The 17,899-nt window shown below is 67.9% G+C and carries 17 protein-coding genes and 4 tRNA genes; 11 read left to right on the top strand and 10 right to left on the bottom strand.

Annotation, left to right across the window (positions count from 1 at the left end):
- Positions 1-56: 56 nt before the first annotated feature.
- Both KG111_RS16030 and KG111_RS16025 read right to left on the bottom strand, forming a co-directional pair.
- Positions 57-1,133, bottom strand: a complete 1,077-nt coding sequence (locus KG111_RS16030) for an NADH:flavin oxidoreductase (RefSeq protein WP_205289762.1) — start codon at positions 1,131-1,133, stop codon at positions 57-59.
- A gap of 117 nt (positions 1,134-1,250) precedes the next feature.
- Positions 1,251-1,327 (bottom strand) — tRNA-Phe (locus KG111_RS16025).
- A 153-nt stretch (positions 1,328-1,480) separates the two neighbouring features.
- Between KG111_RS16025 and KG111_RS16020 the strand changes: the two genes are divergently transcribed.
- The 3 genes from KG111_RS16020 to KG111_RS16010 all read left to right on the top strand — a co-directional run bounded on the left by KG111_RS16020 (position 1,481) and on the right by KG111_RS16010 (position 2,149).
- Positions 1,481-1,553, top strand: a tRNA-Glu gene (locus KG111_RS16020).
- An 84-nt stretch (positions 1,554-1,637) separates the two neighbouring features.
- Positions 1,638-1,714: transfer RNA gene (locus tag KG111_RS16015), tRNA-Asp, on the top strand.
- A 78-nt stretch (positions 1,715-1,792) separates the two neighbouring features.
- Positions 1,793-2,149, top strand: a complete 357-nt coding sequence (locus KG111_RS16010; protein ID WP_205289761.1) for a metallopeptidase family protein — start codon at positions 1,793-1,795, stop codon at positions 2,147-2,149.
- Between the two features lie 69 nt (positions 2,150-2,218).
- Here the strand turns inward: KG111_RS16010 and KG111_RS16005 are convergent, their stop codons facing one another.
- Positions 2,219-3,199, bottom strand: a complete 981-nt coding sequence (locus KG111_RS16005) for an ATP-binding protein (protein WP_249666175.1) — start codon at positions 3,197-3,199, stop codon at positions 2,219-2,221.
- Positions 3,200-3,460: 261 nt separating this feature from the next.
- Between KG111_RS16005 and KG111_RS16000 the strand changes: the two genes are divergently transcribed.
- Entirely contained in the window at positions 3,461-4,957 is a 1,497-nt protein-coding gene (locus KG111_RS16000) for an NAD(P)/FAD-dependent oxidoreductase (RefSeq protein ID WP_205289759.1), read from the top strand.
- 66 nt (positions 4,958-5,023) lie between these two features.
- On the opposite strand, the gene KG111_RS15995 is transcribed toward KG111_RS16000, so the two are convergent.
- Together KG111_RS15995 and KG111_RS15990 are read right to left on the bottom strand one after the other, a co-directional pair.
- The gene (locus KG111_RS15995; protein WP_205289758.1) at positions 5,024-5,698 is read right to left on the bottom strand and encodes a PaaI family thioesterase; all 675 of its coding nucleotides are present in this window, start codon (positions 5,696-5,698) and stop codon (positions 5,024-5,026) included.
- A 75-nt stretch (positions 5,699-5,773) separates the two neighbouring features.
- Positions 5,774-6,829: a hypothetical protein gene (locus KG111_RS15990; RefSeq protein ID WP_205289757.1), complete on the bottom strand. Its 1,056-nt coding sequence runs from the start codon at positions 6,827-6,829 to the stop codon at positions 5,774-5,776.
- Between the two features lie 135 nt (positions 6,830-6,964).
- On the opposite strand from KG111_RS15990, the gene KG111_RS15985 reads away from it, so the two are divergent.
- Positions 6,965-7,378, top strand: coding sequence for a Fur family transcriptional regulator (locus tag KG111_RS15985; RefSeq protein ID WP_249666174.1), 414 nt, complete (start codon positions 6,965-6,967; stop codon positions 7,376-7,378).
- Between the two features lie 17 nt (positions 7,379-7,395).
- On the opposite strand, the gene KG111_RS15980 is transcribed toward KG111_RS15985, so the two are convergent.
- Positions 7,396-7,468 (bottom strand) — tRNA-Lys (locus KG111_RS15980).
- Between the two features lie 639 nt (positions 7,469-8,107).
- Between KG111_RS15980 and KG111_RS15975 the strand changes: the two genes are divergently transcribed.
- The 5 genes from KG111_RS15975 (at position 8,108) to KG111_RS15955 (ending at position 13,318) form a co-directional block, all read left to right on the top strand.
- Positions 8,108-8,884 carry a hypothetical protein gene (locus tag KG111_RS15975; RefSeq protein ID WP_205289756.1) on the top strand — a complete coding sequence of 259 codons (777 nt, stop codon included), beginning with the start codon at positions 8,108-8,110 and terminating at the stop codon, positions 8,882-8,884.
- Positions 8,885-9,001: 117 nt separating this feature from the next.
- Positions 9,002-10,191 (top strand): IS3 family transposase gene (locus KG111_RS15970; protein ID WP_249666173.1). Its coding sequence is split into 2 segments (ribosomal slippage): positions 9,002-9,280 and positions 9,283-10,191, totalling 1,188 coding nucleotides; the frame shifts between segments, so codons are not numbered across the junction.
- 54 nt (positions 10,192-10,245) lie between these two features.
- On the top strand, positions 10,246-11,340 hold the full coding sequence (locus tag KG111_RS15965) for a hypothetical protein (protein ID WP_205289755.1): 1,095 nt from the start codon (positions 10,246-10,248) through the stop codon (positions 11,338-11,340).
- 312 nt (positions 11,341-11,652) lie between these two features.
- The gene (locus KG111_RS15960) at positions 11,653-12,687 is read left to right on the top strand and encodes an alpha/beta fold hydrolase (RefSeq protein ID WP_205289754.1); all 1,035 of its coding nucleotides are present in this window, start codon (positions 11,653-11,655) and stop codon (positions 12,685-12,687) included.
- Positions 12,688-12,790: 103 nt separating this feature from the next.
- Positions 12,791-13,318, top strand: coding sequence for a hypothetical protein (locus KG111_RS15955; protein WP_205289753.1), 528 nt, complete (start codon positions 12,791-12,793; stop codon positions 13,316-13,318).
- A 220-nt stretch (positions 13,319-13,538) separates the two neighbouring features.
- On the opposite strand, the gene KG111_RS15950 is transcribed toward KG111_RS15955, so the two are convergent.
- Both KG111_RS15950 and KG111_RS15945 read right to left on the bottom strand, forming a co-directional pair.
- Entirely contained in the window at positions 13,539-13,730 is a 192-nt protein-coding gene (locus KG111_RS15950; RefSeq protein ID WP_205289752.1) for a hypothetical protein, read from the bottom strand.
- A 157-nt stretch (positions 13,731-13,887) separates the two neighbouring features.
- Positions 13,888-14,691, bottom strand: coding sequence for a hypothetical protein (locus KG111_RS15945; protein ID WP_205289751.1), 804 nt, complete (start codon positions 14,689-14,691; stop codon positions 13,888-13,890).
- A gap of 456 nt (positions 14,692-15,147) precedes the next feature.
- Here KG111_RS15945 and KG111_RS15940 point away from each other — a divergent pair, with 456 nt between their 5' ends.
- Positions 15,148-15,963 (top strand): hypothetical protein, encoded by an 816-nt coding sequence (locus tag KG111_RS15940; protein WP_205289750.1) that lies wholly within the window; start codon positions 15,148-15,150, stop codon positions 15,961-15,963.
- A gap of 953 nt (positions 15,964-16,916) precedes the next feature.
- On the opposite strand, the gene KG111_RS15935 is transcribed toward KG111_RS15940, so the two are convergent.
- Together KG111_RS15935 and KG111_RS18360 are read right to left on the bottom strand one after the other, a co-directional pair.
- The gene (locus KG111_RS15935; protein WP_205289749.1) at positions 16,917-17,204 is read right to left on the bottom strand and encodes a hypothetical protein; all 288 of its coding nucleotides are present in this window, start codon (positions 17,202-17,204) and stop codon (positions 16,917-16,919) included.
- Between the two features lie 203 nt (positions 17,205-17,407).
- Positions 17,408-17,788 carry an amidase domain-containing protein gene (locus tag KG111_RS18360; RefSeq protein WP_240195252.1) on the bottom strand — a complete coding sequence of 127 codons (381 nt, stop codon included), beginning with the start codon at positions 17,786-17,788 and terminating at the stop codon, positions 17,408-17,410.
- Positions 17,789-17,899 lie beyond the last annotated feature (111 nt).

The following is a 17,899-nucleotide window of genomic DNA, read 5'->3' as shown; positions in this document are numbered from 1 at the left end:
CCGAATCCCCTCTTGGTGCTCCGCCGAGTCACCCGTTGTGGTCGGTCGAGTCGCCCTCAGGCGACGAGGTCGTCCCAGCCCGCAGCGAGGTAGTCCACGAACGCCGGGCCCACGAACTCGGCACGCAGCACGTCGCGCGGCACCGGCCGCGCCCGTACGACGAAGTCGGGGTCGGCCAGCGCGCGGGCAGCGAAGTCGTGGTGCAGGATCGCGCCGGTGCCGACCGTGACGAGGTCGGCGCCGCGCTCAAGGCACCACCGGGCGTCGGCCGCGGACTGCACCGAGCCGGCGACGCCGAGGGCGGCACCCTGCCGGGGCAGGTCGACGAAGTGGTCGATGAGCAGCCCCTCGTGGCCCTCGCCGCGCGGGCGCATGAAGACGTCCCACAGTGACATGTCCAGGTAGTCCAGCAGCTCCGAGGCCAGCGCCCGGCGGGCGATCTCGCGGCCCTCGGGCAGCGTGATGCCGTTGCCCTCGGGGGTCAGCCGCAGCCCGAGCTGGAAGTTGGGGCCGGTGGCCTCCCGGATGCCGCGCAGCACCTCGTCCAGGACCCGGTAGCGCCCGTCGAGCGAGCCGCCGTACCCGTCGTCGCGGTGGTTGTGCCGGGCGTCGAGGAACTGGCCGAGCAGGTAGCCGTGGGCGCCGTGCACCTCCACGCCGTCGAACCCGGCCCGCTCGGCGCGGACCGCGGCGGCCACGAAGTCCTCGACCACGCCGGTGACCTCGGCGGTGCTCAGGGCGGCGGTGTCCCGCTCGGCCTCCGCCCACGGTGCGACGTTGGGCCGGCCGGTGACGGCCGGGTCGGCGCGGCGGCCGGCGTGATGCAGCTGCACCGAGGAGCGGGTGCCGGTGGCGCGGAGGCTGTCGGCGAGCCGGGTGAGCCCGGGCAGGTGACGGTCGTCGCTGATGCCGAGCTGGCCGGCCCACGCCTGGCCGCCGGGGGAGACGTACGCCGCACACGTCATCGTCAGCCCGAACCCGCCGCGCCCGCGGGCGACCAGCCAGTCGTGCTCGTCGTCGGACAGGGTGCCGTCGGGGTTGCTCTGGGTGTTGGTCAACGGGGCCAGGGCGAACCGGTTCGCGAGGGCGGGGCCGTGGGGGAGCGGGACGGGATCGGCGAGGTGCTTCGTCACGCCCCCATCCTGCCGGGGCGCCGAAGCCCGGCCGGCGAAGACGGCGAAGACGGCGATGCCGGGGAGCGCCGAGAAACAGCGAAGCCCCCGCCGTCTCCGGAGGGGGCTTCACCGTGCTGGTGGGCAGGGGCGGGGTCGAACCGCCGACCTATCACTTTTCAGGCGATCGCTCGTACCAACTGAGCTACCTGCCCAAGCAGTGCCGAAGTTTACCCGAGACCGTGCCGTCGTACGAAAGCGGCGCCCCCATCTCGCTCCGCGGGCGCACGGCGCGCCGTCGATGGGCGCCGTCGATGTGCGCCGCACTATGCTGTCCCGGCCTCCTCCGACCTGGTCGGTGGCGGCGGGCCCCCATCGTCTAGCGGCCTAGGACACCGCCCTTTCACGGCGGGTACGCCGGTTCGAATCCGGTTGGGGGTGCGGATCCGGTCCGAGAAGCCGACGATTTGGGGATCGTGGGTGGTCATGGGTTAGAGTTCCACCGCTTCACCAGTGAAGCAGCAAGGCCCTGTAGCGCAGTTGGTTAGCGCGCCGCCCTGTCACGGCGGAGGTCGCGAGTTCGAGTCTCGTCAGGGTCGCCAGTCAGGCGGCAGGATCCACCGGATCCCGCCGCCTGTGGTGTTTTTCGTCCACCTCGCACCGCCCGTCACAATGGGCGCATGCCGGTCGAGGTGAGCCCCGAGGAGTTCGACGCCCTGGTCGACGCCGCCCTCGACGAGATCCCCGACGAGCTGGCTCGGCTGGTGCGCAACGTGGTGGTGCTGGTGGAGGACGAGCCGCCGCCGGGCGAGCCGGACGACCTGCTCGGCCTGTACGACGGCGTCGCGCTCACCGAGCGCGGCGGCGACCTGTTGCCGCAGCTGCCGGACCGGATCTTCTTGTTCCGTGGCCCGCTGCAGGACATGTGCGACGACGTGGACGACCTGACGGCCGAGATCCGGATCACCGTGGTGCACGAGGTGGCGCACCACTTCGGCATCGACGACGCGCGGCTGCACGACCTCGGCTACGCCTGAGCTGGCCTGGGCCGGCTCCCGGGGCCTCCGTGAGCCTCTAGGGGGGCGTGCGGGGGCGTGCGGGGAGCCTCAGAGCGCCCGGGAGGGCGCGCCGCTGCCCGAGCCGTCCTGCCAGGCCACCGGCGGCGCGCCGGCGGACTGGCGGCGGAACTCGCCGAGGAACCAGATCTGGAAGGCGCGCTGCTCCGGGGTCCGCGGTGCGGTGAGCAGCCGCTGGGCGCGGCTGAAGTCGTCGGCGGCGTCGAGCAGGTCGACGAGGCCGCCGATCTGTCGGGCGACCTCGCGGGTCATCCGCAGCCGCAGGTTGGTCGAGGAGCGACCAGCGGCGGCTGCGTCGTCGACCTGCTCGCGGCCCATGTTGGCGCGCAGGGGGCGCTCGAGGGCGTCGAAGTGCTCCGAGAGCACCTTGGCCAACGGGTAGTCGTCCTCGTGGGCCAGGGCCAGCAGCCGGATCTCGCGGCGCAGGTCGCGGTAGTGCCGCTGGAACGCTCGGAACTCCCGCGTCGGCACGCCGTTGATCTGCACGGCCACCTCACCCACCCGGGTGTGGTCCTCGGTGAGCGGCGGGAAGCTGTGGGTGAGCTGGTACGGCGCCCCGCCCTCCGAGGCCAGCTCGGCGGCCGGCTCGAACCACACCGCCTTGCCGTCCTCCTCGATCTCCGCGCCCCAGGCCGCGGAGGCGCGGGCGACGATCTCGAGGCCGCGGCCGACCGTGGCCAGCGCGGCGAGGTGCTCCTCGTCCAACGCGTCGAAGGAGTCCAGGTCGAAGGCGTCGAGGTCGAACCCGCGGCCCCGGTTCGGCGGCTGCGGGGGGATGGTCGAGGAGTCGTGCACCTCGAAGCGCGGGTGCTCGGCGGTCCCGCGCAGCTGGGTGCGCAGCGGGCCCTCTCCGTGCAGCACGGCGTTGGTGACCAGCTCGGAGATGGCGAGCTCGGCGCACTCGCAGAGGTCCTCGCGACCGATGTCACGGCAGGTCTGGACCGCCCAGCGGCGTGCGTCGTGCACGCTGCGGGGCCCGGGGGCCAGTTCCAGGGTCTGCCGGTGGTGCACGGGTGAACCTTCCAGTGCGGTGCTCACTGCCCGAGTCATGTCTTCTGATCGGTCCCGTGGGTACTGATCCCGAGTGGGATACCCCCGGTATCGCCAAGCCAAACCAACGAGGTCGGGCGACCGCGAACGATGCTCGACCAAGTGTGACTGCCCCGGTCGCGGCACCCGACGGGCACCCGGCTGGGAACCGCGGCGGCAGAGCGGGACAATGCAATGCAAGGTTCGGATATAAGCGGCGACTCGAGCGCCCAGGAGGAAACCATGGCAGCAGGCGACAACACGCCCGAGACGGCTGAGCGCAGCGTGGCCCGTCGGTCCGACCGACACCAGGTCGTGGTGATCGGCTCCGGGTTCGGCGGCCTGTTCGGGACGAAGGCGCTGCGCCGCTCCGACGTCGACGTGACGATGATCGCGAAGACGACGCACCACCTCTTCCAGCCGCTGCTGTACCAGGTGGCCACCGGCATCCTGTCCGAGGGCGAGATCGCTCCGCCGACCCGCGAGGTGCTCGCCGGACAGGACAACGCGCACGTGCTGCTGGGCGAGGTCACCGGCATCGACCTCGACAAGCGGGTGGTCACCTCCCAGGTGCTCGGCCGCGAGCTCGTCACGTCGTACGACTCGCTGATCGTCGCTGCCGGGGCCGGCCAGTCCTACTTCGGCAACGACCACTTCGCCGAGTTCGCGCCCGGCATGAAGAGCATCGACGACGCCCTCGAGCTGCGGGGCCGGATCTTCGGCGCGTTCGAGCTCGCCGAGCTCGCCGCCGCCCGCGGTGAGCCGACCGACCACCTGCTCACGTTCGTCGTGGTGGGCGCCGGCCCGACCGGCGTGGAGATGGCCGGCCAGATCGCCGAGCTCGCGCACCGCACGCTCAAGGACGACTTCCGGCTGATCAGCACCCGCCACGCGCGGGTGATCCTGGTCGACGCGGCGCCGCAGGTGCTGCCCCCCTTCGGCGCCAAGCTCGGTGCGTGGACCAAGGAGAAGCTGGAGGGCCTGGGCGTCGAGGTGCTCCTGGGTGCCCTGGTCTCCGAGGTGGACGAGCGCGGCCTGGTGGTGAAGTACAAGGACGGCAGCTCGCAGCGCATCGACGCCATCGCCAAGGTGTGGGCCGCCGGTGTGCAGGCCAGCCCGCTCGGCAGGATCCTCTCCGAGCAGACCGGCGCCCCGCTGGACCGGGCCGGACGGATCGCGGTGAACCCCGACCTGACGCTGCCGGGCTATCCCGAGGTGTTCGTGGTCGGCGACATGATCTCGCTGGACAACCTCCCCGGCGTCGCGCAGGTGGCGATCCAGGGCGCGAAGTACGCCGCCAACGAGATCGACGGCCGGCTCAAGGGCAAGCCGTCCCAGGGCCCGTTCAAGTACTTCGACAAGGGCTCCATGGCGATCATCAGCCGCTTCCGGGCGGTGGCGATGGTCGGCAAGATGCGCCTCACCGGCGTCCTCGCCTGGCTGATGTGGCTGGTGGTGCACCTCTTCTACCTCACCGGCTTCAAGAACCGGGTCACCGCCGTCCTGCGGTGGGCGGTCTCCTTCCTCGGTCGCGGGCGCTCCGAGCGCACCTCAACCGAGCAGCAGATCTTCGCCCGACAGGCGCTGTCCAGGCTCAGTCGCGGGGCTACGGACCTGGTCTCCGAGCCCGGCGAGTACGACGACGCGGCCGAACGCCGTCGCGCCGAGCTGGAGCAGCAGGCCGCCGAGGAGGCCCGGCTCAGCGACGAGAACAAGCGCGGCGTGAAGATCGAGTCCTAGCCCGCCCGCTTCACGAGCCTCACCCGAGAGCCGGACGCCCCGACGGGGCGTCCGGCTCTCGTGCGCTCAGCCCTGCGTGGAGCCTTGGTCGGCGGCGCCGATGCCGTCCGAGAGCTGGTCGCGGAAGCGCCGGGGCACGATGAACACGGCCTCGGCGACGGCCGTGGGGCCGTCGGGGCCGAGGACGTGGGCGCCGGCGTGGATCTTCACGCCCTCGCGGCGCTCGACCCAGGCCTCGACCCGCAGGTCGCCCAGCGGGGTGCCGCGCTCGTAGCGAATGGTGAGGGTGCCGGTCATCGCCGGCTGCCGGCCCGCGCCGACGGCGTGCCCGAGCACCTGGTCGATGATCAGCGACACGACGCCGCCGTGCACCAGGCCCGGGGGACCTTCGTACGCCGGTCCCAGGTGGAAGTCCGACCACGCCCGCCCCGCCGGATCGCTGTCGACGTGCAGCGGGGGCGCGATGGGGTTGCGTACGCCGATCACCGGGTTGCCCCACGCCCGCCGTCGGCTGCCGACGGTGCCGCTCTGCCCGAGCGTGGTGCTCAGCCGCGCCTTGCCGAGCCGGGCGAGCGCGGCCTCGACGTCCGCCTGCGCAGCGCGGACGTCGTCGGCGTCGACGTCGCTCTGCACACAGGCGTCGACCAGCTCGCGCACCGCGTCGGTGAAGGGCTGCCAGACCTCGGCGTCGGCGGCGAGCAGCGGGTCGGAGGTGTCGTCGGCGACGTAGGGCCAGGCCATGGCGCCAGACTAGAACACGTTCTCCCTGTGGCTCGCGGCCCGACGAGGGTGCCGGCCCGCGCGCGGCCGAGGGGGTCAGCCGCGCTCGGCGGGGTGGGGTTGTGCGTCCGGTCGCAGCTCTGGGCGGATCCGGTAGAGCAGGCCGGTGAACCAGTAGGGGTCGACCATCGCGGAGCTGATCACGATCAGCGGCTGGCCGGCCCGTTCGATGAGCACGGTCCAGCGCCGGTGGCCGGGCTCGCCGACGATGGCGACGGCGTGGTACGGGTTGGCGATGTCCACGACCTCGGTGTGCCCGCCGCGCTCGATGGAGAGCTGGCCGCGGCGCAGCGTGAGCTTGGTCGTCGTGCACCCGGTGCGCACCGCCCACACCACCAGGGACAGGAACCCCAGGGTGCCGGCCAGGCCGATCGCGGCGACCGTGCGGTCCTGGTAGGCGACGTAGCCCGCCACGGCGGTGCCCGCCAGGGCGGCCAGCAGGATCAGCGACAGCACCAGCCGGGCCCGGCCGCGGGCAGGGAAGTCCGCGTCGGTGCCGGCGTCCTCGGAGTAGCGGTGCTCGTCGGGCTCGGTCCATCGGCTGCCGCTGCCTACGGGTGCCTGCGGCGGCGCTCCGCGGCCACCGGGTGCGGCGGGGGACGTGGAGGCGGTGGAGGCGGTGTATCGCGACGGCGGCGGTGTGCTGGTCCGTGCCTGAGGTGCGCGTGAGGAGCGCTCCCGGCGCGCACGCTCACGCGGTGCCGGTGCCGGTGCCGGTGCTGGAGCCGGGGGCGCCGGGGCAGGTGGGTCGGGGGTGGGGGAGGTGTCGCGCAGCGCGTCGACGACGGACCGGCCGGCCGTCGTACTGTCGACCTGGCCGGGCTGGACCGGGCCGGGGTCGGCCTGCTCGTCGTGGCCGAGGGCGGCCAGGACCGAGCGCCCGACGTCGGTGCCGTCGACGGCACCGGCGGGCAGCGTCGGCGGGGTGACGGTCTCCGCGGAGCTGCGCTCGGGGCGGTCGGACGAGGTCGGTCTCGGGGCCGAGCGGTGGCCGCCACCGATGACCCGGGCGTCCTTGGCATAGCTGGCGCGCTTGTTCAGCCAGGCACGGATGGCCTCCGTGTCCGGTCCGAACTCGTCATCGCTCCCCATGACCCGTCCTCTTCCCTCTCCCCGGCCAGAGGGTACCGGTGCCCTCCGGAGGCGGATGCCCTCGTACGAGGCGCGCGCGGCGGCGCTGGGTAGATTGGCGTCGTCAGTCGTCTCGCAGGTGCAGGAGGTCAATCGGTGGCGGAGACCGACGAGCGTCCGCTCGCCTTGCGGCCGACTCGCCAGCGGATCGCGATCACCGAGGCACTGCGTGAGGCGGCCGACTTCCAGAGTGCTCAGGAGATCCACGACAGCCTGCGCCAGAGCGGGGAGAAGGTCGGTCTCGCGACCGTCTACCGCACGCTCCAGGCGATGGCCGACGCCGGCGACGTCGACGTACGGCACAACCCGGCCGGCGAGGCGACGTACCGCCGGTGCAGTGCCTCGCACCACCACCACCTGGTCTGCCGGTCCTGCGGCCGCACGGTAGAGGTCACCAGCACCGCGGTGGAGCGGTGGGCGAACGCGGTGGCCGAGGAGCACGGCTTCAGCGACGTCGACCACACCGTCGAGCTGGTCGGGCTCTGCGCGGAGTGCGCCCGCCGCAGCTGAGCGGCTCCGGCGCGCGGTAGGCCCCGTGGGACTCGAACCCACAACCAAGAGATTAAAAGTCTCCTGCTCTGCCAATTGAGCTAGGGGCCCGGGGGATCAGGACTTTAGTCGGGAGAACCCTCAGGAGAACATCGCTGTAGTTCAGGTGACCGCAGCGTGGTCTGGAGGCAGACTACGGCCTGCCCTACGGCGAGCCCTATGCGGGCATGTACGCGGCTACAGCGATGCCGCGTCACGCAGCGGACGCTGCGATCTCCACCGTGGGCTCGCGTCTTGCTTGCTTCGGATGCAGGATCGGCCACCAGGAGGATCGCAGCGCGTTGCGTGCCGTATGGCGCACCACGTGACCTGGCACTTTGACCGCTGTTGCCCTCGCCTCTTCGCGCACGATGCACTCGGCGTCGGTCTGAGTGAGTCTGCGGCGGTCGCGGCGGATGCGCCGTCAAGCATTCAGCATGGCCTCGGCGTAAGCCCTTGGGGCGAAGGGAGGGTCAGGTCGGTGACCGCCTGTCCCTACGCCTGCTCTGGCCATGCCCGCCACTCCTACGACGTCTGCTCGGCGTCAGCATGCCAGTGGGGAGGCATGCTCATCGGAAGATCGTGTGTCTGGGCGTCGAGAGCCATATAAAGCGCAACACCCAGCACCAGAGGTGGTCCCGGGGAGCGGAGGACCGACAAACTCCGGTCGCGCATAGAGTGAGCCGTGCATTAGCCGTGCATTATGGGCGGGTGGAGGCGCTTGAGCTCATCGTGGACGAGGGGCGGCCCGCTAGCGCGGGACGTTTCTTCAGCCTAGGCGTCGATCTGCTCGATCTCCTGGACGAGTTGTCCGACGACGTAACTGTTTCCTGGCAGGTCCGGGACCTACGGGTCGGCTCAGCTCTAGCCACGATCGCCCCACCAGAGGACAAGCCACATACAGGTGGCGTTCTGCGGCTGCTGGTTAGTTCGCTGGGCGTTGTTGGCGATAGCGGCCCGCTGCCCGACGGCTGGACCCCTGACGCGGTCAAGGTCGCGCACCGGTTCGTGGACCACGGGCAGGCTGCCGAGAACGAGGCCGACTGGGTTCCGCCCCGGCTGCGACTTCTGACCGACGGTGCCCAGGCAGGCGATGACGTCAGTCTCACGCCTGCGCTGGTCGAGCGTCTTGCCACGCTGCAGCCGTTCGAGCGCAAGATGCCAGGTTCAGTGCGTGGCATTCTGGTCGGGCTGAACGTGTCGCGCGGCAATAGGGCGTCGCTGAAGGTACCTAGCGGACGAGTCGTGCGAGTCGGCTTCGACATCGGCATGCGCGAGGCGCTGAAGGAAGCCCTTTACAGCGCTGTCGAGTTGCGCGGCGAGGTTCGGCAGGACGGGGACGGCCAGATCTTTCATATCAGGGCCGACGACATCGAGCCGTTGGCTGAGCCGCGCATCGGGTGGGCAGAGATGTTTGGCACGGCCCCCAACTACACCGGCGGAGTGCCAGTCGACGAGTGGTTGGAGGCGAATCGTGGCGAGGCCTGAGAAGATCGGCAGTGCGCTGCTTGATGCTTCTGCGATCCTGGGACTGATCAGGGTCTGCCCCCAGTTGAGTTGACACCTGACCTCTGAGGTTTCGGCCTCAGGCGGAAGGATGTCCCCGTGGCAAAGCCCTACCCCAAGGAGTTCCGCGACGACGTCGTGGCCGTGGCCCGCCAGGGCCAGGCTCCGCTGTCGCAGATCGCGAAGGACTTCGGCATCTCCGAAGGCTCGCTGGCGAACTGGATGAAGCAGGCCGATATCGAGGACGGCAAGCGTCCGGGCCTGACTGAGGACGAGCGCAAGCAACTGCGTGAGGCGAACAAGCGCATCCGGCTCCTGGAGCAGGAGAACGAGGTCCTCCGCCGGGCTGCTGCCTACCTGTCACAGGCCAACCTGCCGGGAAAATAGTCTTCCCGCTCGTCCGAGAGATGGCCGCGGCCGGCGCCCCGATCAGGGTGCCGGTCGCGGTGGCGTTGCGGGTCCTGGGCCTGTCCAGACAGGGGTACTACCAATGGCTCAACGACCCGGTATGCCAGCGCGACTGGGACGACGCCCACCTCCTCAACGTCATCTACGAGATCCATGCCGATGACGCGACCCTGGGCTACAGGTTCATCACCGACGAGCTCGACGTCGAGCACGGCATCCAGGTGGGTGAGAACCGCGTCCATCGCCTGTGCAGGATCGCTGGGATCACCGCCAGCCACCACAAGAAGCGCAGCAAGCCAGGATCGACCGGACCGGCACCGCACGACGACCTCCTCGCGGTCGTCGACGAGCACGGCGTGGTGCGACACGAGTTCGTCGCCGACGGCCCGAACAAGGTCTGGCTATGGGACATCTCCGAACACCCCACGCGGACCGGGAAGCTGTACATCTGCGCGATCAAGGACGTGTGGTCGAACAAGATCGTCGGTTACTCCATCGATTCGCGGATGAAGTCGTCGCTAGCGCGGGCGGCGATGCGCAACGCCATCGCGTTGCGCTCGCCGGTCGGCACGATCTGCCATTCCGACAGGGGCGGTCAATTTCGTGCCAAACGGACACAGCGGCTGCTGGCGAACAACGGGCTGATCGGCTCGATGGGCCGCTCCTACGGCGCCGGCGACAACGCCAGCATGGAGAGCTTCTTCTCCCTGTTGCAGAAGAACGTGCTCGACACACAGCGCTGGGACTCCCGCGAGGAGCTCCGTCTCGCGATCGTCACCTGGATCGAAACCAAGTACAACCGCCGCCGACGCCAACGCGCCCTCGGCAAGCTCACGCCGGTCGAGTTTGAGATGATCTACGCGGCCGCAGAAGCGGCCTGATCACTGCAAACCCCGAGTGTCAACCAGACCGGGGGCAGCCCCACCATCATGGGAATGCGTCACAAGTTTGTCACCGCGCTTGCCGTCTTGCTGGTCCAAGCGCTCGGGGTCAGTGCTGCTGAAGCTGACAGTTCGACAGATGGCAGCGACCTGGTCGAAGACTCCGCCGTCGTCACGATCGACCAGGAAGACTTCGCTGCTGCCGCCACAGAGGGCGACGCCGCTTCCAACACAGCGACTGAGGACCGAGCGGTTGAGGAGTACCTCGAGCAGTTGCCTGACGACGCAGGGGCTTACATGGCACCTGACGACGTCTTGGTTGGGACGGTGGAGGCGACGGACGACATCAGCGCTGTGGTTGTAGCGCCGCAGGACGGCGCCGACGTCGAGCAGGTCGACGTTTTGGCTGACGCTTCTGCTGAGGAGGTCACCGCCGGCGCCGCCATCTCTGACGCTGACTCGGGCGACACCACGACTGGTCCGGGCATGGCCGGCTCGTGGCCGACGTGGTCCTCGACCACGAGCTACGTCGTCGAGATCAAGGTTTACTGGAAGAAGTTCCTGAACAAGCCGGCGAACCTGATCGGCACGGCACGCTTCCAGACGCAGCGTCGCCAGTACGCCAACGACGGCACTGCAGCTTGGGACCGGTGGCACGTCTTCCGTAAGGCGGTAGCGACTCCTGACGAGTACGAGATTCAGGCCGCTCCCGACCACCAGGCGTACGTCAAGAAGCTCTGGATCTCCTCCCAGTTGACCGCAGCGGCGCAGAAGAACGCGCAGCAGTGGCTGGATTCGCAGAATGAGCCGAGCGGCGGGTTCTCTGAGTGCCGAAGCAACGGAGAATTCAACGCGGGGCCGTTCACGATGCCCCTTGGGGACTGCGCGGACTACGACGTGTGGACGGGCGCGGTCGGGCACTACCGGTTCGACTACGACCAGGGCACCATCGCCAGCGGCACGTCGAAGGCCATCGCCTACCGCAGCGCCTTCCAGATGGACAACGCCAAGTACCCGCACATGACCTTCTATCAGTTCGCGACGTTCCGCATGGGTCGCACTGCGCTCGACGGCCCTTCCATCAAGTGCGCTGAAGACGGCATGGGTTCCTCTGGCACGGCGCCGTTGACCAAGTGCACGCTTCAGTAGCGCCCAACGTGTTCCGGCGACGCCCTTCCCTGCGACGGGAGGGGCGCCGCCGGCGCGTGCGTGGGGCGAGTGTTGTGGCTTTGGCTCTGCCGGTCGTGCTGGTCGGCTGTTCCGCTGCCGATAAGGGCACGCAGCAGGATTCCTCCGCGGGCACGTCTGAGCTGGCTTCTGCGTCCGCGCAGGAGGCTGTTGGGGTCGGCTGGTGCGAGAACCGTGCTGAGCACCTCGCGTGCACGGTCCTGGAGGGCAGGTTGCGAGCAGTGACCATATGGGGCTCCGATCGCTCAGAGGACTTGGTTATCTGGGATCCGGGTGGCCCGGGCCTCGAGCCTGCCGGACAACACTGTGCGGCTGAGGGATCTGGTGCCTCGCTCTCTGCGGGAGCGGAACGTCACGTTGATTGTGGAGCCTTTCGCAACCGTCGCGCCGACGCCGGCTTGTCTGCGGGCCTCCTTCGACGCCGGCGTTTCGCAAGCTTGTGCCGACGTGGACGTCCTCACTCGGCCCGGTGCGTTGCGTGCGGTTGCTGCGCAGGTGGAGAAGGACACGGGACTTCAGGTCTCGGGCGCGTATCTCCAGTCCTTCGGCGCCACCCGGACGCTGTCGGCCCTCGCCGGTGTTCTCCGGGATCGGTGGGTTGTTCTGGAGTCCCCGGCGCCTGTGCCGGGGGCGAGCGCGGTCGAGTTGATGCGGGATCGCCGGGAGGCGATCCTTCGTCGGGTCGTGAGCGGATGCGAGGGTGCTTCGTGCGCGTCGACGGTGTCAGGGAACCTCCTGGACATCCTAGAGGACGGTTCAGGGCGGGTTTCCGGTCGCGAGTTGGCTGTGGGTCTTATCGCCGCCACGACTATCCCGGGCGTGAACGAGGAGCTTGTTGCTGAGGTTCGCGAGGATGTCCTCGACTCCACGTTGACGAAGGAGCACGCTCGTCGGTTGCGCGCGTTGGGACGTTCCTATGAAGGGAAGCGGCCGTCGAAGCAGGTCTCGGCGTCCATGGTCGCCTTGTGGGCTGACACGTGTCCGCGCCTCCGAGGGTGGGACGAGCTGGCGAAGGAGCAGGATCCCATCCTCGCTGCCTTCGCCTGGGTCTTCCGTGGCTGCAGTCTGTTCGCGTCTGTGGATGACGTCGAGGTTTCTGAGCCACTCGGCGAACGGGTCGACGCTCTGATTCTGACCGGGACGGAAGATCCGATCGTTCCAGCGTCCCTGCAGGAACGTTGGGGGCAGGCAGTCAAGGCGCAGGGCGGGACTACCCGAACCCTGGTAGGGGCGGGTCACTTCTGGGAGGATGACGCAGTGACGGCAACCGTTCAACGGTTCGTTTCAGACAGGCTCAACAGACCATGAGTGCATGCGTCCAACGCAGAGCACGGAGTTCCAAGTGCCATGCCAGTGCATTGGAAGATCACTTCGCGATACCCGAAGGTGAGCAAACATGGGGACGTCCAATATGAACCAGCGCGTCCGGACTGCGTTAGCCGTTGCCGCCGCCGGCGCTGCTTCAGTCGCTTGCACAGCAGCTGTCACCGCAGCAGTTGACGGCGACGGCGAGCAGCAGATCTACAGCACCTACAGTGCGCGCCAGATCGAAGACTTGTGGGACAACGCCGACCAGAAGTTGTTTGTCCCCACTGCCATGCCCGCGGGGGCCGCGGACACGGACGAGCCCGGATTCCAGCTCAACAGCATCAATATCGACGAGGTGCGGAAAAAGGAGCCCGGGCGCCGCGTCGCTGTCTCTTACTACTACTCCCACGTGCTCAGCGGCAATGACGAGTTCCGCATCTATCAGAGGCCCGAGAACGCTGTTCCCGACCCCGGTCCCTGTGGCCCGGACGACGTCCCGCACATTACTCGGACCGTTGACGCGACCACCTTGACGATCTGCGGCGCCGGCCTGGTTGACACCAAAGCGAAGAACTACTGGACCACGGTCGACTTCACCGTCGACTACGACAAAGCCAGTTGGCTCGACTGATTGCGTGGGAGTTGTGTCCGCTGAAGTCTGATTCCAAGGCTAAAACGGATCCACGACGTCTCTGGCGTGTACGGTCGCCGCGTGAAGTTCGTGACGGACGTCTGCACGAACAGGGGGCGGTTCGCTGCGGCGGCGGATGACACGATCGGTGCAGCCAGAACCGTTTGGGAGGGAGAGATGGGTGGTGGGTTGGTCAGTCGTTCGTAGCGTTCGAACAACTTCACGCGCGCATCACGCATGGCCGCGTCAGGAATCCGCGCGAGTCGTGCAGCGACGCGGCGTGAGTCCGTAGTTCGTGGTGGTGTGTTGCCGCGAGTCGCATGAACTGCAGGACAGGCTCGGCGCCGGGCTCTAGGGCGGGGCGCAGGGGATCGCTCGCGATAGCGATATTGCTGTCGATCAGGAACAGCACGCAGACAGGGTGCATGCATCGACGCCATCGCGCTGGCGAATGGCTATATGCGGCAGCACGGCGTCGTGGCGCTGCTGAGCGATCTACTGCACGAACAGAGAAGACTGATCCATGCACCAGACCCGCGGTTGTCGAGAAGCAGGGGCGGGAACGGGCCCTATTCGTCCACGATGGCCTCACCAGGAACGGTGTTCTCAGTGGCGAAGCCAGGGTGCGTCTCCATGTATAGGTCGTCGTCGAACTCGCCGTCGATGCTGCGAGCAAGGATGTCAGCGAGACGCCTGCACATGGGGCGGAAGGTGACGTAGGTGATCCCTCCCGACACTGCTCCGCCGATGATCGGGACTGTCTTGGTAATCGTCTTCTCGACGGTCTTCTTGGTGATCTGCCTACCGACGAGGGCGCCGACCTTCTTCACGACCGGGTACCAGGCCGTCTTTGTCAGCGCCTGGGTCGCGACGTTCTTCCCGAGCTTCGCGCCCGCTGCCTTCGACGTGCTGAGGACCAGCCCGGAGGCACCGGCTGCGCCGAACATCGCGCCCAAATATGCGATCACACGAACCTGGGCCGCCTCCGTCAAATCGCTCCCACCTTCGAAGAGGTCGTCCTCACCGAACAGATAGGCGATCTGCTGTGCGACGTTGATGGCAAAGCCGAAGTACTGGGCGACATCGGCTCCGCCAACGGCGACCATGAGGGCCGGGTTGCCAGGCAGGCCGGCCGCGAATGAGGCGGCCGACGACTTCACGGCGCTGTTGTTGATGATCGAGTCGGCCTTCTTGCGAAGAGCCGCCGTCGTGTAGACCGCCTGTGGGCCCTGTTCGAGGATGACGTCGAGGTGGGGTGACTTGCCGAAGTGCTTGCGGAGGAATGCTTCGCGGTCCACCCGTACGACCGGTAGCTTCGAGACTGCGCCGATGGTCTGCAGGGTCGTCGAGTACCGCTTGTCTTGTTCCTCCACCCGCGGGACTGTAATCGGCCATCGGCGCGAGCAGGAGCGGATCGCGTTCTGCGAGGTCCGGTGCATTGGAATGGACGGCTTCTGCTCGGCTTGCTGAGACTGCAGTGGGTCCGCTGCACGCATTTGTGACATCGATCCACGCGGCAGTCGCCGTGGCCCGCTGCACAGCCAGGGCGACACCGATCGGTGCAGCAGACCCGACTGTGAACTTTTCCTCGAGGGTCGCGTGAAGAAGGTCGTGTGGCACTTCATGCCCGGCCTGACCGACAGCGGTCGGTACACTTACGGCGCTTCTGGGCCGCTGCTCGACGCGATCACAGAAGCTCGAGCCGGGGGCTGCGACATCAGTGTCGTCTACCACCTACCGCAGTGATTCATCGAAGTCGAGCGACCACTGAGCGGATATGAGGTGACACGAAGTTGGGCTCGGACACGTCTCCCCAGTTGATCTTGTGGATGGAACTGAGCTGGGAGCAGGTGTGGGAGCTGCGACGGCGGTGGGACGAGACCACTGAAGCCCGCCGGCGATGGCTCTCTACCCAGTCCGGTATCGAGCTGGAGGACTCCGAGGAGTGCGCTGCCGCGTTGTGGGGCTGGTTCCTGGAGTGGGCGGACGAACCGACGGGCCTCGACGCCTGCCCGCCGCCGGTGTGGTGGGCGCCGCCGGCGACCGACACCCTGGCCTACGCCCGCCAGTACGGGATCGAGGCGTTCACCGCCTACCTGGAGCTCGTCTGCTGGCAACGTCATCCCGAGCTCGTTCCCGCCGTAACGCCCCGTCCCGCGCGCCTCGGACGGGGAACGACGTTCCATGATGTCGGCCTCGGGTTCACCGATGCTCCCGAGTACGGGGTTGCGTGGCCGGCGGCTCTCGTCAACGACGACAGCATGCGGATCGTCGCGCTACCGTCCGGGGACTTGCGACGGGACAGGCGAGGCGTCCGGGCATACAGCGCAGTCTCTCGATGGGTGGCTACCAACCGCGAGGAGCGGGAGAAGGTGCGGACGGGGCCGACGATGCACATCGAACGCATCACGGACCCGGTTCTTGTCGAGCACGGCGGGTTCACGTGGGACATCGGCTTTGATGAGGACGTCAGCCACGAACGGAGTGACCTCGTTGCCGGCTACGCGCGCGCTTTGAACGACCTCGACGGGGTGAGGGAGGTCGATCACTACGACCGGGGCGCCATCCGTGTAGCGGGTTCCGTCACGAAGCGGAGCCTGCAGGCCTGGTCGAAGAAGTGGCTGAAGGACAACTCGACGCCCTGATCGCCGACGGAGCCACCGCTACTCGTCATGGCGATCCGAAAGAGATCCGTGCAGCAGGCCCTGACGTCCTGTCCGTGAAGTCCAGCCGCGCACGAGCGGCTGTCGCTGCTGCTTCGATCTCCGTCGATGAGGACCGGTGCAGCGGTTGCGGACGCCTAAGCAGACAGGACAGTGCACGCTCGCCTCACGGAAGGGAGGCGGACGGCCACAGCCCAACGGGCGCCGCTCCATACAAGTCAACAGAGGGAACTGCCAAGCCAGGAGGCGTGCAACCACCCCCCGGGTCCAGTGCACGCAACGTCGCGTTCCGGATCTCGACGGTTCGCATTCCCGGACCGGCCCGCACTGGGGTTGAGGACAGCCGGGAACTGCAGGTCAGAGCTAATGTCCAGATCCCCCAGGGGCCCGGGGGATCTGGGCATTAGTCGGGAGAACCCTCGGGATAACACCCGTGTGGTTCGACGACCCCCGGAGTGGCCATCCTATGCGGGCCTCTGCGACGGGTCTGCGCGGCATACGACTGTGCCGCACGCCGTGGGTGTTCCCATCGGCGTGCGGCACGTGCGTATCGGCGATCATTACGCCGAGGCGGTCTCGTTGTGTGTCTGTTCGCACAGCTCGCGGAGACTGTCGGGGAGGTCCTCATCGAGGACGAGCAGTTGGGCGGTTCCCGGACCTAGGGCCCGGTCACCGACCTGCTGCAGAGCGCAGGCGCGACACATGAACGCGGCCATGCCGCCGATCGCCTTCGGCGAGGGTCTGCTGCACGAAGGGCTGATACCGATCCGTAGCAGCAGGCCCAACGTCGTGAGGCGGTGATGTCGTCAAAGTCCTGAAGCCTCACGCCTAGCCCGCCAACTCCTGAGGGTCTTCCAGCAGGCGCGCCGCTGCTTTCTGGAACGTCCGTAGTCGGTCCCCTGGCCGCTGGGGGCTTGGCAATGCAGCCCACAGCATCAGGCCCCAGCGGGCTCGCTCGAGGTGGGTTCATCCGGGCTAGGTGCCGTCGTGGGTTCGTCAGTCGACGTATCGGAGCTGGGCACGTCGACCAGGAATCGCCCCGCTTCGTCGACGACCATGAACTGGACTGTGCGCAAAGAGTCGGCTGCCCCGACCTCTACGAAGTGTCCGCGGCCCATTTTCTTGTCGGGGAGTTCCTTCGATGAAACGACATCGAGGCCACCGACTTCTTTGACGAAGGATGCGATCTCGGCGAGGTTGGACTCCAGGTCTTCGTCCGACATCTTCGCAGTGACCTCGCAAGCCAGGGCGACGTCTCTGGCCACGGCTGCCTGCAGGAGTGCGTTGACTGCTTCGACCGCCGTGTCCCGTCCACTCTGGCACGCCGCCGCGGCGGGTCCTTCCTCTTCGGAGGAGCATGAGGCCAGGGACAATGCGAGGGCCGAAAATCAGGGTGAGGCAGGTACTACGCTTCACAGAATTCCTTTCAGACGTGGTGGCCGAACCACGTCACGTTCAGGCCGACCATCTTGCTGAACGGCTTGTTCAGCGTGTTTGTGGAGTGGTAACTCAGGTAGACGCCCGAGGTGGTGTTCGAAGTTTTCTTGGTGACGACCATGCTGTGCGTCATCGTGCTTGAGGACTTCGACTTGTACTGCAGAAGGTCCCCCCTGCGAAGGTCTGTCACATATTTTGCTGAGGTGCTCCTCCTCAGTGCCTTCGTCATCTTGTAGAAGTTCTCGGCAGCCGACCACGTCCACGACGCGGCTGGGATGCCGCCGTACCACCCGCCGCGTGAAGTTCGTGACGGACGTCTGCGCGAACAGGGGGCGGTTTGCTGCGGCGGCGGATGACACGATCGGTGCAGCAGACCCGTTGGGACTGCTGCAGGGGCAAGGTGACATCTGATCTGTGGTTCCTCGAGCCGCTTGTCGTGCAGACCTGGTGTCCGACCGGGCCGGCGCCGTCCGCTATGGTT

It is taken from the genome of Nocardioides faecalis, from assembly GCF_018388425.1.
Taxonomy (GTDB): Bacteria; Actinomycetota; Actinomycetes; order Propionibacteriales; family Nocardioidaceae; genus Nocardioides; species Nocardioides faecalis.
The sequence above is the reverse complement of the archived record's forward strand: the minus strand, read 5'-3'. Positions and strand labels throughout refer to the sequence as shown.